General features: G+C 61.8%; 19 protein-coding genes and 3 pseudogenes. 8 read left to right on the top strand and 14 right to left on the bottom strand.

The annotated features are described in order from the left end of the window. Positions 1-127: 127 nt before the first annotated feature. Positions 128-1,021 (bottom strand): LysR family transcriptional regulator, encoded by an 894-nt coding sequence (locus BLU32_RS11895; protein WP_093807212.1) that lies wholly within the window; start codon positions 1,019-1,021, stop codon positions 128-130. A gap of 106 nt (positions 1,022-1,127) precedes the next feature. Between BLU32_RS11895 and BLU32_RS11890 the strand changes: the two genes are divergently transcribed. From BLU32_RS11890 to BLU32_RS11875, 4 genes and pseudogenes are all read left to right on the top strand, one after another. Continuing rightward, complete coding sequence (locus BLU32_RS11890) at positions 1,128-1,991, top strand: SDR family oxidoreductase (protein WP_093807210.1); 864 nt, start codon at positions 1,128-1,130, stop codon at positions 1,989-1,991. Between the two features lie 38 nt (positions 1,992-2,029). Further along, positions 2,030-2,503: an SRPBCC family protein gene (locus BLU32_RS11885; protein ID WP_093807208.1), complete on the top strand. Its 474-nt coding sequence runs from the start codon at positions 2,030-2,032 to the stop codon at positions 2,501-2,503. 41 nt (positions 2,504-2,544) lie between these two features. Then, positions 2,545-2,784 (top strand): annotated as a pseudogene (locus BLU32_RS11880) (alkene reductase); the annotation flags it as partial. A 71-nt stretch (positions 2,785-2,855) separates the two neighbouring features. Next, positions 2,856-3,608, top strand: coding sequence for an SDR family oxidoreductase (locus BLU32_RS11875; RefSeq protein WP_093810940.1), 753 nt, complete (start codon positions 2,856-2,858; stop codon positions 3,606-3,608). Positions 3,609-3,724: 116 nt separating this feature from the next. Here the strand turns inward: BLU32_RS11875 and BLU32_RS22475 are convergent, their stop codons facing one another. From BLU32_RS22475 to BLU32_RS11860, 3 genes are all read right to left on the bottom strand, one after another. Then, positions 3,725-4,135, bottom strand: a complete 411-nt coding sequence (locus BLU32_RS22475) for a LysR substrate-binding domain-containing protein (protein WP_093807206.1) — start codon at positions 4,133-4,135, stop codon at positions 3,725-3,727. Beyond that, positions 4,051-4,662, bottom strand: a complete 612-nt coding sequence (locus BLU32_RS22470; protein WP_256371419.1) for a LysR family transcriptional regulator — start codon at positions 4,660-4,662, stop codon at positions 4,051-4,053. Before BLU32_RS22470 ends, BLU32_RS22475 begins: the two co-directional genes overlap by 85 nt. A gap of 105 nt (positions 4,663-4,767) precedes the next feature. Then, positions 4,768-5,531, bottom strand: a protein-coding gene (locus BLU32_RS11860) for an IS5 family transposase (RefSeq protein ID WP_371326928.1) whose coding sequence is annotated in 2 segments (ribosomal slippage) — positions 4,768-5,196 and positions 5,199-5,531 — 762 coding nt in all. Because the reading frame shifts where the segments join, the coding sequence is not laid out codon by codon here. Between the two features lie 167 nt (positions 5,532-5,698). Here BLU32_RS11860 and BLU32_RS11855 point away from each other — a divergent pair. Continuing rightward, positions 5,699-6,025 carry a TetR/AcrR family transcriptional regulator gene (locus BLU32_RS11855; RefSeq protein ID WP_157727640.1) on the top strand — a complete coding sequence of 109 codons (327 nt, stop codon included), beginning with the start codon at positions 5,699-5,701 and terminating at the stop codon, positions 6,023-6,025. On the opposite strand, the gene BLU32_RS11850 is transcribed toward BLU32_RS11855, so the two are convergent. Continuing rightward, on the bottom strand, positions 6,020-7,258 hold the full coding sequence (locus BLU32_RS11850) for a serine hydrolase (protein ID WP_093807200.1): 1,239 nt from the start codon (positions 7,256-7,258) through the stop codon (positions 6,020-6,022). The two genes, BLU32_RS11855 and BLU32_RS11850, sit on opposite strands and share 6 nt — an antisense overlap. A gap of 144 nt (positions 7,259-7,402) precedes the next feature. Then, positions 7,403-7,767, bottom strand: a pseudogene (gene gatB, locus BLU32_RS11845) (Asp-tRNA(Asn)/Glu-tRNA(Gln) amidotransferase GatCAB subunit B); the annotation flags it as partial. 298 nt (positions 7,768-8,065) lie between these two features. Here gatB and BLU32_RS11840 point away from each other — a divergent pair. Then, on the top strand, positions 8,066-8,677 hold the full coding sequence (locus BLU32_RS11840; RefSeq protein ID WP_157727639.1) for a hypothetical protein: 612 nt from the start codon (positions 8,066-8,068) through the stop codon (positions 8,675-8,677). A gap of 101 nt (positions 8,678-8,778) precedes the next feature. Here BLU32_RS11840 and BLU32_RS11835 read toward each other — a convergent pair whose 3' ends face one another. The 8 genes and pseudogenes from BLU32_RS11835 to purC form a co-directional block, all read right to left on the bottom strand. Continuing rightward, positions 8,779-8,997 (bottom strand): conjugal transfer protein TraD, encoded by a 219-nt coding sequence (locus BLU32_RS11835; protein ID WP_093807196.1) that lies wholly within the window; start codon positions 8,995-8,997, stop codon positions 8,779-8,781. Position 8,998: 1 nt separating this feature from the next. After that, a pseudogene (locus BLU32_RS11830) lies at positions 8,999-9,324 on the bottom strand (conjugal transfer protein TraD). A 311-nt stretch (positions 9,325-9,635) separates the two neighbouring features. Then, positions 9,636-9,896, bottom strand: coding sequence for a DUF2164 domain-containing protein (locus BLU32_RS11820; protein ID WP_157727638.1), 261 nt, complete (start codon positions 9,894-9,896; stop codon positions 9,636-9,638). Between the two features lie 11 nt (positions 9,897-9,907). Beyond that, on the bottom strand, positions 9,908-10,579 hold the full coding sequence (purQ, locus tag BLU32_RS11815; protein ID WP_093807193.1) for a phosphoribosylformylglycinamidine synthase subunit PurQ: 672 nt from the start codon (positions 10,577-10,579) through the stop codon (positions 9,908-9,910). Between the two features lie 19 nt (positions 10,580-10,598). Continuing rightward, positions 10,599-10,706 (bottom strand): phosphoribosylformylglycinamidine synthase-associated small membrane protein, encoded by a 108-nt coding sequence (locus tag BLU32_RS22330; protein ID WP_197673598.1) that lies wholly within the window; start codon positions 10,704-10,706, stop codon positions 10,599-10,601. 33 nt (positions 10,707-10,739) lie between these two features. Continuing rightward, complete coding sequence (gene purS / locus BLU32_RS11810; RefSeq protein ID WP_093807191.1) at positions 10,740-10,979, bottom strand: phosphoribosylformylglycinamidine synthase subunit PurS; 240 nt, start codon at positions 10,977-10,979, stop codon at positions 10,740-10,742. Positions 10,980-11,196: 217 nt separating this feature from the next. After that, entirely contained in the window at positions 11,197-11,745 is a 549-nt protein-coding gene (locus BLU32_RS11805; RefSeq protein WP_093807189.1) for a hypothetical protein, read from the bottom strand. 195 nt (positions 11,746-11,940) lie between these two features. Then, entirely contained in the window at positions 11,941-12,738 is a 798-nt protein-coding gene (purC, locus tag BLU32_RS11800) for a phosphoribosylaminoimidazolesuccinocarboxamide synthase (RefSeq protein WP_093807187.1), read from the bottom strand. 354 nt (positions 12,739-13,092) lie between these two features. On the opposite strand from purC, the gene BLU32_RS11795 reads away from it, so the two are divergent. Continuing rightward, positions 13,093-13,416 (top strand): DUF1476 domain-containing protein, encoded by a 324-nt coding sequence (locus tag BLU32_RS11795; RefSeq protein WP_093807185.1) that lies wholly within the window; start codon positions 13,093-13,095, stop codon positions 13,414-13,416. 54 nt (positions 13,417-13,470) lie between these two features. Further along, positions 13,471-14,241, top strand: a complete 771-nt coding sequence (locus BLU32_RS11790; protein ID WP_093807183.1) for an HpcH/HpaI aldolase/citrate lyase family protein — start codon at positions 13,471-13,473, stop codon at positions 14,239-14,241. Positions 14,242-14,548: the final 307 nt, after the last annotated feature.

Genomic DNA, 14,548 nt, shown 5'->3' with positions numbered 1-14,548 from the left:
CTCGGTGAGCCCCGGCTTTGTGAAGACCGATGTTACCGGGCATGCCGGGTTTTTGATGCCGGAACAGGGCGCGAGATTGCCGGTTTGCCATGCGCTGCTCGTCGGCACCGCCGGACGAGGCGGGCGGCTACCTTCCGAGATAGGCAGCGAGCTCATCCGGTGTTCCCCTCGGGAAGGCTTCTCTCAGATGGTCGAGGAAAGCCGCCACGCGGGCGCTCAGCAGCCGGCGCGTCGGATAGAGCGTCCACAATGAGATTTCCGATCCTTCGACATCGCCCCAGTGGATCAGCGTGCCGTCGGCGAGATCGTGGCTGACAAGGGATATTGGCAGGCGCGCGGCGCCCACGCCCATCCGGGCCGCATCGCGAACCATTACGAGCGATGTCAGGCTAAGGATCGGATTGACGGAGATGCTCGCTCGGCCTGTTGTCGCCATCACGTTCCATGCTTCCGTCTGTTGCGCCGGCCCGCGCACGACCGCCGGAACAGTCTGGTCATCCGTCGGTCGCGGCAGACCCGGGCTTGCCACGACCACCAGTCGGTCGCGCAGGAAGATCCGCCCGACGAGGCTCTCATCCGGCTCCGGATTGACCCGGATCACCAGGTCATAGGCTTCCTCGATCATATCGACGGCCCGATCCTCGGTGGTCACCTCAAGCCGCATCTCCGGGTATTTTAGCGCGAAGTCGGCGGCCAGCTTTCCCATCGCGGTCTGCGAGAAGAGCAGGGGGGCGCTGATCCGCAACCTGCCTCGCGCATTTTGTCCGCCCGATGCGATTTCCGCGGTTGTCTCGTCAATCTCGGTGAGCAGCTGGCTCGTCCGCTCGAACAGCGCGCGTCCTTCCTCTGTCAGCTTCAGGTCGCGCGCGCCGCGCTCAAACAGGCGCAGGTCGAGGCTCGCCTCCAGTTCCGCCACGCGGCGGGACAATGTCGCCTTGGGACGTCCCGCGGCTCGGGAGGCCTTTCCGAACCCGCCATGGCGGGCGACCAGGTTGAAGTCGGCGAGAGCAAGAAGGTTCATGATCGTTCCAACGGTGAGACGGTCTGTCTAGATATAGCCTCTATTGGTTCGAATGTGGATCGTTAACTTGAGGTCAGGCAAACACCTGAACCCGAGGAGTACCACCATGACCATTCTCGTAACCGGCGCGACCGGCAATGTCGGAAGCAACGTTGTCGAACAGCTCGTCAAACGCGGCGCAGATGTCCGCGCCCTCGTCCGCGATCCCGCAAAAGCCAGCTTCCCCGCAGGCGTCGATGTGGTCCAGGGCGACCTGCTCGACGTCGACTCGCTGCGCGGCGCCATGAACGGCGTTTCCACCCTGTTTCTGCTGAACGGCGTCGTCGCCGACGAATTCACCCAGGCGTTGATCGCGCTCAATACCGCCCGTGAAGCGGGGATCGAGCGGATCGTCTATCTCTCGGTGATCCACAGCGACGTCTACGTGAACGTGCCGCATTTCGCCGGCAAGTTCGGCGTCGAGCGGATGATCGAGCAGATGGGGATGGGTGCCACCATCCTGCGCCCGGCCTATTACATGGACAACGAGATCACGATCAAGGACGTGATCGCCGGCTATGGCATCTATCCCATGCCGATCGGCGACAAGGGCCTCGCGATGATCGACGCGCGCGATATCGGCGAGATTGCCGCGGTCGAGCTGGTCCGGCGCGAAGAGTCCCCCACGCCCCTCCCGCTTACCCGCATCAATCTGGTTGGGCCGGAGACGCTGACCGGGGCGAGCGCCGCCGCGATCTGGAGCGACATTCTCGGTCGCGAGATTTCCTATCCGGGCGAGGATACCGCCGGCTTCGAGCAGAACATGCGCCAGTTCATGCCGGGGTGGATGGCCTACGACATGCGTCTGATGGCCGAACGCTTCGCATCCGACGGCATGCTGCCGGAGGCCGGCGATGTGGACCGACTCACCGCGCTGCTCGACCGCCCGCTGCGCTCCTACCGCGATTACGTCGCGCAGATCGCCGGCTGACCGCCCGACCTCTCAACATCCCCACAAGGACTGCCAACATGATCTATTCGACCGCAACCGTTCCGGTGAACCCGGAAGGCGAAACCCCGCTCACCCGCGAGCAGGTCTGGAAGGGCCTCGAGCTGAAAGCGCGCGACGCCAGGCTGTTCCTCCCACCCGGCCTTTGCACAAAATGCGACGTCACCGAGGAAAGCGCTACGCATCTCGTCCGTGACGCCACGATCGCTGGCGCCGACCTGCGCGAGATCATCGTACTCGAGCCGCAGCGCAAGGTCACTTTCTTCCAGGCGACCGGCCCGCGCGAAGGGGCCATCGTCAACGAGTTGTTCGAGGACGAAGCAGGCGCGCTTCAGCTCAAGTTCTACTGCTATCTCGGACTGCGCGACAAGGAACCGAATAGCCCCGAGGAGCAGGCCGAGCAGAAACAGTTCGACAGCGACAGGGGCTACAAGGCCGCCCTGCTGTCAACGCTGAAGCGCACCCGCGAGATGCTCGCCGACGGCAAGCTCTGATCCTCGCGCCTAATCATTCCCAGGAATTCAGGAGAACTTCCATGACCGATCTCTGGTCCCCGATTACGCTCGGCAATCTGCGACTGCCGCATCGCCTCTCCATGGCGCCGATGACCCGCAGCCGGGCAAAGCCCGACGGCACGCCCGGCGACCTCGCCTCCGAATATTATGCCCAGCGCGCGACGATGGGTCTGCTGACCACCGAGGGCACCCAACCGTCTGAGGACGGGCAGGGCTATCCGACCACGCCCGGCATCTACACCGACGACCATGTCGCCGGATGACCGGACGTATCAACGCCGGCTGGCGCGAGGATGTCTCGGTCAGCGGCCAAACAGAAAGGAACTCTCCCATGAAGACGACAGGCAACACCATTCTCATCACCGGCGGCGGCACGGGCATCGGCGCGGCGCTCGCACACAGATTTCACGACCTCGGCAATACCGTGATCATCGCAGGCCGTCGGATGGAGACGCTGGAAAAAGGCGCCAGAGATAGGCCGAATATCCACGCGCTGACGCTCGATCAGGACGATCCTGCCAGCATCGCGGCATTCGCCGAGAAGCTCGTCGCCGATTTTCCCAACTTCAACGTGCTCGTCAACAGCGCTGGCATCATGCGCATGGAAGGGTCGCTCGACAAACTCCGCGATCTGAGCGACGCCGAAGCCTCGGTTACCAGCAATCTGCTCGGCCCCATCCGGTTGACCAATGCGCTGATCGAGCATCTGGGCCGCCAGAGCGATGCGGTGATCGTCAATGTCAGCTCGGGCCTCGCCTTCGTTCCGCTGGTGATCGCCCCGACCTATGCGGCTATCAAGGCAGCCATTCACAACTACACGGGTTCGCTGCGTGCGGTCCTGAAAGGCAGGGTCGAGGTCATCGAACTGGTCCCGCCAGCGGTGCGGACGACCCTGACCCCCGGCCAGCAGGACAACGAGCGCTTCATGCCGCTCGACACCTTCGCCGACCAGGCCATGGCGCTCTTCCAGCAGACACCCACGCCCCGCGAGATCCTGGTGGAAGGCGTGGACTTCATGCGCAATGCCGAGGCCGAAGGCCGCTTCGACGAGACGCTGGCGACGATCAACCCGTTCCTCAAATAAGCGCGAACGACCGGGACAGAGCGCGCACATTTGCCATCGTCATCTGCGGTTTCGTCATGCCGGCCTTTTCGTCGCCTTTGGATGGCTACGGCATATCGAGACGGTGCCGGTCCAGCCTAGATCGTGGCTTGTTTGCGCGCGATGTCCAAGAGCCCGCGAAGCGCCTTGGCGGAATTGTGCGGCGACCATACGGCTCCGAATGTGATCGGCTCCGATTCGTCAAGAATGGGGATGAACGCTAAGCCGGACATTGCGATGCGGCTGGTCGCCTCACTAGCCAACGCAACCCCATAGTTGGCCGCGATCACCGACAGGAGCATGCAACGATCCACATCGCATCGCTGCACCTTTGGACGAAGTCCCCGTTCGCTAAACCTTCGCACGATATGGTCATGTTCCTGCGGTCCAGTCCCATCACAACGGACCAGGAAAAGGTCATCGCTCAGATCGCGCCAGAACAGGACAGGCCATTTGCATCCGAGCGAGGGTCGCTGTCCGGCACGGCTATGAAGAGGGCTTCTGTCCAAAGTGACCGCGAGTTACAGTCCGGGACTTGCGTTATCGCCGCCACAAAGGCCACGTCGAGTCGACCTTCGCGGACTTGGGAGATCGCATCGCGTGCGCGCCCGTCGAACAGATCGGTCTCTATGCCCGGCCACTGTTGCCGGTAGCGGTGCAGCAGCTCCGCCAGAAAGCCAGTAGCGATGGTCGTGGGCACGCCGATGCGGATACGCCCGAGCGCTCCGCCACCGATCATGCCGGCGGCCTTTACGGCATAGTCGAGCTGCTCGATGCCATCGGCGACATGCGCGAGAAAGAAGCGTCCGGCTTCGGTGAGCCGCGCCCCTCGATGTCCTCGCTCGAATAGCCGCACGCCCAGCGTTTCTTCCAATGCCCGAATACGCTCGCTGACTGAGGATTGGCTGACTCCAAGAGCGACAGCGGCGTGGCGAAAGTTCAGGTGCTCGCCAACGGCCAAGGCATGGATCAACGCCGCAAGTGGAATCCGCGTGCCGAGAACCTGCTGTTCCGCATGTTTAGCATTGATCTTCAAGAGCTTTTTGCACGGACGCCGCCTCATCCCCGGGCTCCATCAGTTCGGCCGTTCGGAGCCGCTCCAATCGGCTTCCAAGCTGACCCGTTGATTTAGGGCCGGGACTCATTGCAGCCACCATATGACGATGGCTGCAAGCGTGATTGCGGCCATGAAGACGTCTGCGCGTCGGTCGTAGCGGGTCGCGATGCGCCGCCAGTCTTTCAACTTGCCGAACATGTTCTCGACCTTATGGCGCTGTTTGTATTGGGTTTTGCAATAGATCTCCGGCGCGGTTCGCCCCTTTCTTGGCGGGATACACGCGGTCAGCTTCTTGGCTTGGAGCGCAGCGCGATATTCATCTGAATCATATCCCTTGTCGGCGATCATGAGCGCCTCGGCGCCGTCTGGCAGGGCCGGATAGAGGATTTTCGCGCCGATATGGTCTGAGGTCTGCCCTGCTGTCAGACACATGGCCAGAGGGCGGCCTTCCGCGTCGCAGACGGCGTGCAGTTTGGTGTTCAGGCCGCCTTTCGTGCGCCCGATATGACGGGGAAGTGCCCCCCTTTTAGGAGGCTGCAAGCCGTCCGGTGCGCCTTCAGATGCGTCGCATCGATCATCAGCGTGTCAGCCCGGCCGTCTTCAGCCGCCAGATTGCTGAAAATCCTGTCGAAAACACCCATTTCCGTCCAGCGCCGGAACCGGTTGTAGAGCGTCTTGTGCGGACCGTATCCAGGCGGCGCATCACGCCATTGCAAACCGTGTTTGAGCACGTAGACAATGCCGGAAATCACCCGCCGGTCATCAACACGCGGCACGCCGTGTGAGCGCGGGAAGAACGGTGCGATCTTCGACATCTGGGCAGGAGAAAGCAGAAATAGATCCGACATGGCAAAACTCCTTTGCCATCGTGAATCACCATTCGCCCCTAATTGCAAATTAATGGGTCCTGACCCTAAGTACCTCGCTGAGCAGATGCATGTGCACCTTGTCCGGTTCGCTTTTCGCGACGGTGCTGATCATGGACTGTGAACAAGACCTGCGAAACGGAGACTTGATGGCTGCACCGTTTTCCGACCAGGACAAAGCGGCGATCCACACAAACCTGCTCGAAGCAGGGCTGGAGCACTTCACCCGCCACGGGATCGGTCGGGCGCGGGTTGAGGATATCTGCCGCGATGCAGGTATTTCCAAGGGTTCGTTCTACGCCTTCTTTCTTTCCAAGGAAGATCTGTTCATGGCGATAGGCGACGACGGGCGGAAAGAGCACATGAAGGCTCTCTTCGAGATGCTGGAGGATGCCTCGGGCATCGCAAAAGCGCGGGTCGGGGCGGCCGACGTCCCCGCCCAATACCATCCGAAGTTGCCCGCCGCCATGTCATGACCCGTTCTGCTGGCGAGCCGCCGCAACAGCTGAAATGAGCCGATTGAATTCCCGACGACCGGTGAAGCGGTGTTCGCGGCAGAATTCGGTTTTCAGCGCCTCTTTCTCCAAACAGCCCTCGAGGATCTGTTCCAACGCCGTGTCGCCGTCGACGCCCTGCCGTTGCAAATCAAACCACCGTTTAAGGAACTCCGTCGTATCCGACTGGTGCACAATCACGGTGTTCCAAGCGGGAATGACGAAAACCGACTGCTGTCCCAGCCCCCAGGCAAAGTAGCTGCCTTCGGGCAAGCCCGCCTCGGAATCGGGGAGCCACCACAGGAACCCGTGCCCGGCCCTGAGGCCACCGATGCCCGTCTCCGCAAAGTCGGTGGTGATGCGGTTGATCCAGGATCCGGGCAGGACCGCCGCATCGTCGACAACGCCCTGATCCAGATAGAGCTGGCCGAACCGGCCGAGATCGCGGCCCGACATTTTGAACATCGCGGCCTTGTGCTGCGAACGGTCGGGAGCTTCCGAATAGGAAACGGAGCCGAGGGTGTAGTCCTCCATGCCGGTCGGTTCGGCGATGCCGGTCTCAAAGGCTTGGGCAACCGACAGACCAGTGCTCTGCTCGAAGATCGTCGTCAGGGCGTTGTAGTCCCAGTTGTTGTAGGCCCATATCGTGCCGGGCTCGTTCTCCGTGTTCCCGAGACGCTCGTCCTTTTCTGCGGTCAGACCGCCTTCCGCAGCCGCGGGGTGATTGATTCCCGACTTGCTGTGGAGCAGGTCCAGGACGGTCGCTCGGCGCTGAAGCGGCGTAAGGGATCCCGGAGAATCGTCGATGCCGAGTTCCTCGAGCGTGGCGTCGAGCGGGACCTCGTTCGGCCCCCCGCCGACATGCTGGCCGACGACGGCGCTGAGCATCGCCTTTCGCGCGGAATGTATCGAATGGGGCTGGTCGAGATCGCCCAAAGAGGCGACGACTTCGCCATCCGTCATGATGATGAAGGTGTCGGCACTCAGTCGCGACACGTAGTCGAGCACCCTGTCAAGTGCCCCGGGCGACCAGCCAAGGCGCTCCGCCTCGGCGGTATCCGCCCGATAGGTCTCCACGGTTCTCGGCTCGAACGGCGAGCGGATCCGGTCGGCGCGGCCCGAGAGGCCGCGTTCCCCGGTGGCGAGCAGATAGCCGAGCGCCGCCAGCACGACGACGGCCAGACCAGCGATGATGTAAGCTAGGCGTCGAAACATAGGGCAGTATCTCCGCACGCGTTTGTTGATCGGTGAAATGCAGAACCACGAAATGAACGGCGATGAGTGTTGCCGCACATCCAACAAAAACCAACATGAGAGTATGTGATCCCGTCGGCAGGCCGCATTGAACAAGCGCGATCAGAGTGTCGAGGCGTCGTAAACGGAAAGGCCGAGATCGGGCACGAAACGGGCCTTCTTGTCGTCGGCGCCTCCGGCAGGTCTTTCTTCAGCGCCTCGACGAAGGCGTCGTCGAATTCGAGCGGAATGAGGTCCGGGTCGGAGAAATAGCGATAGTCGTGAGCGTCTTCCTTGCTGCGCAGGGAACGCGTCTCGCCCTTGCCCGGTTCAAAGAGGCGGGTTTCTTGGTCGATCGTACCGCCATCTTCCAAAATGCCGATCTGGCGGCGCGCCCCAAATTCGATCGCCTGGCCAATGAACCGAATGGAGTTGAGGTTCTTGATCTCGCAACGCGTGCTGAAGGGTTCGCCCAGACGGCGCACCGAAACCATCCTCTCGAAATCATGCAAAATCCTGATCGGTAGTAATCTCTCATCCAATGTTGCAAAGCTCCCGAAACATGCGGCACAGTTTTCGACCAAAACCTATGAAGTAGTAAGCTTTTGCGCGGCAAGCCGCGCGATGGCGGGCAGCGCTGCGATATTCGACGTCTCCGCGCCGCCCGCCATCGGTCACGCTCGATCCTGCTACGGCTACGACCCGTTGTGCGCGTCTGCTTGTTCGTCCTCGAATACCATCTTTCCCGTGCGATAGAGTTGTCATGACTGAATCGGTGAGGGGGCAAGAGTGTTCGGACTATTCAGGAAGAAAAAGCAAGAAAATCAGTTCGTTGCCATGCTGGCTTTCGACAACTCCACCTATGCCGGCATGGTTGCCGAGCTTTTTGAGACTATGGACCCGGCTACGCGGGCTCATGTTCTGGTGGCCTATGAGAATCTGGTGCCGCTTCTTTCTGCAATGTGGTCCGCAGGGAAGAAACAAGGCGAGGAAGTAACCGTTGAGGTGTTCATTCCTCTCGTCGCCGAAAAGCTCGATGCCGCACAAGGTGATGAAATCGGCTCCCGCCGCTGGTCTTGGTTCCTATTCGCCTCGCTCCTAGGTCGGCTCGAAAAGTTGTCGCGGGACAACCCGGCGATTGCCGAAACCGGAGCAAAGATTTGGTGCGCCATTGCCGACGATGCGCCCCGCTTGAAGGGACTTCTGCCCAGGAACGTCGTTTGGAAGCCGGAAGAGAAGGAATGGTTCGACCTGTCCATGACCGATGAAAAATTAACCGAATGGACGATCAACCATGCTATGCCGTCGATGTTTGCAAAACTCGAATTGGTGAAGGCATTTGCGCAATCGCGCGCGCTCTTCTATTGGCCGTCGAAATCTCGGATCGGAATTATCCCCTAACGGTGAAATGTCAGGACACGCCCCGGCACCTCAATCATTGTTTCGACACTTGATCACGTTGCGTGCCAAATCCACCGTCCGCGCGAATAGCTATCGGCCAGTCAGTCCTCTTCGAATGCCATCTTCCCGAGTTCCTTCCATACGCCACGCGCCCGTTCGCCTTCCTCGGTTTTGAGCTTTTCGGCCATCCAGATCATCGCACCGTAGATCATGGCGCGGTCATCGCCGGTCAGGTCCGCGATGCCCGCCTTGACGACGAGGCCGCCGAGTTCAATCAGACGCCGTGTGCGTTTGCGGCGTTCGACCTGCCATGTGCGCATGTCATGCCGCGCCTGCGCTGCCTGATGCCGGTTGCGCGCCGCCCGATTGCGTTGCAGCGCCGCCGCTGTCGCGATCAGGCGCTGATGCAGTTCGCCGCGCCCGGCCCTGAAAGAACGCAGCGCCGCGCTTCGCCCATGCCTCCCTCTTTCCTGCATCTTTGGTTTCGGCCAATGCGACGAGCGCACCCGCCAGTTCCTCGGTCGTAAGCGTATCGGCTCCGGTGGCAATCACCAGGTCGCCGAGTTGCTGCACCTTGCGAGTCTTCAGTTCCCGCGCCTTGTCTTCCAACGCCTTCCCTCCGCATCATAGTCCCGTGGCTTGCGCATGATCATCTCCATAAGTTATTGATGGAACGATAATAGTTTAGGAACCTGCTGAACGCAGTATTGTTGCCGGGACGGTATGGAACGGCCCGGTCAATCCCGAGATTTTTTCGACGGAGGGCGCGCTTATACGTCGTTCCGACGTGCGCTTGTCCGTGCCAATGCTTGATCGCGATGGCGATTTACCATCTTCACGTCAAGGTCATCGACCGTAAGGCCGGAAGCAGCGCGGCGGCGTTCAGCCGCGCCTACAGCCGGGCGTTCGGCCACGCGCCGCGCTTCGACAAGGTCGAACGGTCGGATGCGATTGGGGATCAGCGGTCCCGGTCGACTGGAGAGACGCGTTCGAGCGCATAAACCACTTCCGACACCTCATCCATTCGTGCCGATATCGCCGCGCGGGCATCGTGCAGGCCACGATTGTAAAAGGCCGAACCGATGTCGCGCGCAATCAGCGCGAAGAGCGCATCGGCTTCCAGCCCGCCAAGCTCCATGTCGAGCTCGTCGGCGAGCAATGCGCGCAGCCGCTCCACGAGAACCTCTGTTTCCGCCTTGTCGAAAAGGGGCTTGCTCATCAAGATGCAGCTCAGACCGCCACAGCCGACAAGGCGCTTTCGAAGAAGGCGCGCCCGTCGATGCCGCCCTGCAGCGGATCCACGAGATTTTCCGGGTGCGGCATCATGCCGAGCACGTTGCCGCGGGCGTTGGTGATGCCGGCGATGTCGTTGATTGAGCCATTGGGATTGGTGCCGCGCGCGTAGCGGAAGGCGACGCGGTCCGCGTCTTCAAGCGTGCGAACCGTGTCGGGGTCGGCAAAATAATTGCCGTCGTGGTGCGCGACCGGGCACCGCCACACGTCGCCAGCGGTCATCCCACGGGTGAAGGGGCTGGCGGTGGATGCGGTCTCCAGCAGCACCTCGCGGCAGACGAAGGTGAGGCCGGCATTGCGCATCAAGGCGCCCGGAAGAAGGCCCGCCTCGGTCAGCATCTGGAAGCCGTTGCACACGCCAAGCACCAGCCGCCCCTTTTCGGCGAAGTCGCGCACCGCATCCATGATCGGCGCACGAGCTGCAATCGCACCGGAGCGCAGGTAGTCGCCATAGGAAAAGCCGCCCGGCAACACGACGAGATCGACATCGGGCAGGGCGGTGTCCGCATGCCAGACCGAGATCGGCGCGACGCCGCTCGTCAGCTCCAGCGCATACATCATGTCGCGCTCGCGGTTCGAGCCGGGGAAGGTGATGACGGCGGATTTCATGGGCGTATGTCCCTTGGGCTCAGACCAGAAAGAGCGCGGCGAGAAGCGCGAGTGCGGCCGGAAGCGCGATGAAGACGGCGGCCTTGATCAACAGGAAGCGGATGGCTCTCGCACTGTCGTCGTCCATGGGAGCCGCTCCTCAGGCGCGCCGGCGCCGGCTTCAGACGATCTCGATTGCGTAGTTCTCGATCACCGTATTGGCGAGGAGTTTTTCGCACATGTCGGCAAGCTCCGCCCTGGCGGTGTCCGCATCCGCGGTGCCGAGTTCCACGTCGAACACCTTGCCCTGACGCACGCTGTCGACGCCGGCGAAGCCGAGCGCGGCGAGCCCGCCCTCGATCGCCTTGCCCTGCGGGTCGAGAACGCCGGATTTCAGGGTGACGGTCACGCGTGCTTTCATCGGGGGTCTCCGCAATCGCTGCCAGCGCCGGCTCCCGCCGGCTGTCATGACTTCGGGCCGCAGTGCAAAGGCGACCCTGTTGCGCCGCTTCTAGCGTGCCGCCCGCGCGGATGAAAGCCTCTTTTGCGAATTGCAGCGTGTCGCGCGCTGCTCTGTCCCCCGTCCGCCCATGGGCGTCAGCCCCGACGCACACGTGCGGGCGCAAGCTGCGCGGAGATCAGTTCACGCGGCGGATGGTCGTTTGCGTCAGATAGCGGCGCAGGTTGCGCCGGGCGACCCCCTTGTTGCGCGAGAAGCCGGCGATGAACACGCCACGATCCTTCTGGATGATATCCCGGATTGCCACATAGATCCGCCGTCCACGGCGATCCTTGAACGTCATCATATGTTCGAAGCCCGTGTAGGTACGGGTTTCGATCTTGCGGTGCGGCGACGACGATACCGCGCGTTTCGACGCGACTTCCAGAAAATTGAAGGCGGCGTCGAAGAGTTCCGCGGACAGGACGTTTTGCCGAATTGCCGCTTCCGCGTCGCCGCGAATCTTCAGCGGAACAGCCGCGACGCCCTGCGGGGATTTGCACTTCGTTTTCGGGCAGAGATAGAAAATCTTGTTGCCCTTGCGCTCGGTCACCCAGTCCGAGGGCGGAAAGCCTGTCTCGATGGCGCCCGGCTTCAGGCCCGTCGTCTGGCAGGCGGCCAGAAAAAGCGCCGCAACCGTGACAATGCAGATCTTCAGCTTGCGCGTGTCGATCGTCGAAAACATCATCACCCCGAAACTCCTATCATGAAATCCATGATTGCAAACCCGGAATTCTGGTTGCAATATTCTCGCCCTGATTGCAATTCGGGTGTTGTCGTTTCATGCATGTTCCAACAAAAAACCCCGGCGCCGGAGCGTCGGGGTCTTGAAGGATGCAACACGCTTTTTGCGTGGATGCCGTTGCGCATTCGCCGATGGTGTCTACTTCACCAGCACCGGACCGCCGCCGATAGGGCGCTCTGTGTCGTTGATGATGCCGAGCCGGCGCGCGACTTCCTGATAGGCTTCCAGCATTCCGCCGAGATCGCGGCGGAAACGGTCCTTGTCCATCTTCTCGTTCGACTGGACGTCCCACAGACGGCAGCTGTCGGGGGAGATCTCGTCGGCGACGACGATGCGCATCATGTCGCCTTCCCACAGACGCCCGCACTCGATCTTGAAATCGACCAGTCGAATGCCGGCGCCGAGGAACAGGCCGGACAGGAAGTCGTTGACCCGGATCGCGAGCGCCATGATGTCGTCCATCTCCTGGGGCGCGCACCAGCCGAAGGCGGTGATGTGCTCCTCGGAGACCATCGGATCGTCGAGCGCGTCGTTCTTGTAGTAGAACTCGATGATCGAGCGCGGAAGTGGCGTGCCCTCGTCGAGGCCGAGGCGCTTCGACAGCGAGCCCGCAGCGACGTTGCGCACGACGACCTCCAGCGGGATCATCTCGACCTCGCGGATGAGCTGCTCGCGCATGTTCATCCTGCGCAGGAAATGCGTCGGGATACCGATATCGTTGAGATGATTGAAGATGAATTCGGAAATCCTGTTGTTCAGGACACCCTTGCCATCGACAATTTCGTGCTTCTTGTTGTTGAAGGCGGTTGCGTCATCCTTGAAGTGCTGGATGAGCGTTCCTGGCTCGGGACCCTCATAGAGGATCTTGCCCTTGCCCTCATAAATGCGCCGGCGGCGGTTCATAGGCACGTACCGTGTTCGTGAGAGAAAATCCATGCTTGCGGAAGCGCTCCGGTAACCTGCGGTCCCGCGCCTTCAACCGGCCCGGCCCGGAGGCGATATGGCGCCCGACGGTCGTTGAGGATTGGCGATGGACCGGCAGTTGGGTGTGGTTCCCCCGCTCGATGGCGCGGAACCTACACGATCGCCCGATAAAGTACAATCAAGCCGTCAAAGAGATTTCCGGCGGGATCGGCGCGGCTTGCCGCCGGCGCAAGGCGGATGGGCGATCTCGCGTTGATTTGGCCTTGCAGCGGGGATATGCAAAGACGCAACGAATCCCTACATGAGGTCGGGGTTCACGTTCGGGCGCCACGCCCGCGGACCCGATGACGAGCAGGAGACACACGCATGAGCACGTTTGACCGTCGCGAGGACGCGTTTGAAAACAAGTACGCCCACGACGAGGAGCTGCGGTTCAAGGCCGTCGCCCGCCGCAACAAGCTGCTTGGGCTGTGGGCCGCGGAAAAGCTTGGCCTGGATCCTGAAAAGGCACAGGACTACGCCAAGGAAGTCGTGCGTGCCGATTTCGAGGAGCCGGGCGAGGAAGACGTCTTCCGCAAGATCCGCAAGGATTTCGACGATGCCGGGGTCGATCAGTCGGATCACCAAATCCGCCGCACGATGGACGAGTTGCTCCATACCGCTGCCGAGCAGATTCAGTCCGGAAGCTGATCGGCCGATCCGGATCGACGGCGGCAACTGCATTCTTGTCCAGGAGATTTTCGCATGACTGACACGTCCGTTTCCCTTGCCTCGCGCCTGCGCGCCGACGAAACGGTCGTGACAGCCTGGTCGACGCTTGCGTTTCCGATGCTGGCGGAACTGCTTGGTCGCGCCGGCTACAGGGCCGTGACGCTGGACATGCAGCACGGGGCACATGACATCGCCTCGGTACGCGACGGGATTGCGGCCGCGCGTCTTGGCGATGCCCATGCCGTCGTGCGACCTCCGGTCGACGACTTCGCCACGGTGAGCCGTTTGTTCGATCTCGGCGCGGAAGCGGTGATCATGCCCATGGTCAACACCCCGGAAGATGCTTTGGCACTCGTCGCCGCGGCGAAGTATCCGCCGCTCGGCGCACGCAGCTGGGGGCCGCACCGGGCCGCGATGCTGCAGGGTGTGACGCCGGCGGACTATCTGGAGCGCGCCAATCGCGAGACCATTGCCTTGGCGATGATCGAAACACCGGCAGCACTCGAGGCACTCGACGAGATCCTTGCGGTCGACGGTCTCGACGGCGTGTTCGTCGGCCCGGGGGACATGTCGCTGACCCTGTCGGACGGCGCCGAGCTCAATCCGTCCAGCGAGCGGGTTCAGACGATTGCCGCCGATGTCGCCGCAAAGGCGAAGGCCGCCGGCAAGCTCGCCGGCATCTTCACCAACTCCGTGGAAGACGCAAAGCGGGGCAAGGAGATGGGCTTCCGCTTCATCGCGCTCGGCATCGACATGGGGCTGTTCGCGGATGCCGCGTCGTCCATGGCCGGCAAGCTGCGTTAGGGTCAGCACTCTTCAATGTGTTGCGATTGGCGGCGCGAAGCCGTTTCGCCGTTTGCGGGATATGGCAGTTTGCCTCGCCGATGCGGTGCGAAGGCCTGAATTGCTCCGCGATTTGAGCATTTTCGCACCTGTTGTCGGTCAACCGCGCCTCATGGCGAACCGGCCGCGTTTTTGAACTCATGATCCCGGTCCAAAGGGTGGCAGCGCTGCCTGCGGAGTTTCCCTTATCGGGAAAACACGATGGGACCGGTTGCCGCAGAATCTGCAAGAATTCGAATATTATAGTATGGGCAGGAAACGATGCGGC

The organism is Stappia sp. ES.058 (genome assembly GCF_900105595.1).
In the GTDB taxonomy this organism is placed as follows: Bacteria; Pseudomonadota; Alphaproteobacteria; order Rhizobiales; family Stappiaceae; genus Stappia.
This window is presented reverse-complemented; position numbering and strand designations above follow the sequence as displayed.

Bases quoted from the DNA above. Each gene is read 5' to 3' on its own strand.
- BLU32_RS11895 (WP_093807212.1), bottom strand. From the start codon at position 1,021: ATGAACCTTCTTGCTCTCGCCGACTTCAACCTGGTCGCCCGCCATGGC.
- BLU32_RS11875 (WP_093810940.1), top strand. From the start codon at position 2,856: ATGAAGACGACAGGCAACACCATTCTCATCACCGGCGGCGGCACGGGC.
- BLU32_RS11890 (WP_093807210.1), top strand. From the start codon at position 1,128: ATGACCATTCTCGTAACCGGCGCGACCGGCAATGTCGGAAGCAACGTT.
- BLU32_RS11795 (WP_093807185.1), top strand. From the start codon at position 13,093: ATGAGCACGTTTGACCGTCGCGAGGACGCGTTTGAAAACAAGTACGCC.
- BLU32_RS11790 (WP_093807183.1), top strand. From the start codon at position 13,471: ATGACTGACACGTCCGTTTCCCTTGCCTCGCGCCTGCGCGCCGACGAA.
- BLU32_RS11885 (WP_093807208.1), top strand. From the start codon at position 2,030: ATGATCTATTCGACCGCAACCGTTCCGGTGAACCCGGAAGGCGAAACC.
- BLU32_RS11805 (WP_093807189.1), bottom strand. From the start codon at position 11,745: ATGATGTTTTCGACGATCGACACGCGCAAGCTGAAGATCTGCATTGTC.
- BLU32_RS11835 (WP_093807196.1), bottom strand. From the start codon at position 8,997: ATGCGCACATGGCAGGTCGAACGCCGCAAACGCACACGGCGTCTGATT.
- BLU32_RS11855 (WP_157727640.1), top strand. From the start codon at position 5,699: ATGGCTGCACCGTTTTCCGACCAGGACAAAGCGGCGATCCACACAAAC.
- purS (WP_093807191.1), bottom strand. From the start codon at position 10,979: ATGAAAGCACGCGTGACCGTCACCCTGAAATCCGGCGTTCTCGACCCG.
- BLU32_RS11850 (WP_093807200.1), bottom strand. From the start codon at position 7,258: ATGTTTCGACGCCTAGCTTACATCATCGCTGGTCTGGCCGTCGTCGTG.
- purC (WP_093807187.1), bottom strand. From the start codon at position 12,738: ATGGATTTTCTCTCACGAACACGGTACGTGCCTATGAACCGCCGCCGG.
- purQ (WP_093807193.1), bottom strand. From the start codon at position 10,579: ATGAAATCCGCCGTCATCACCTTCCCCGGCTCGAACCGCGAGCGCGAC.
- BLU32_RS22330 (WP_197673598.1), bottom strand. From the start codon at position 10,706: ATGGACGACGACAGTGCGAGAGCCATCCGCTTCCTGTTGATCAAGGCC.
- BLU32_RS11820 (WP_157727638.1), bottom strand. From the start codon at position 9,896: ATGAGCAAGCCCCTTTTCGACAAGGCGGAAACAGAGGTTCTCGTGGAG.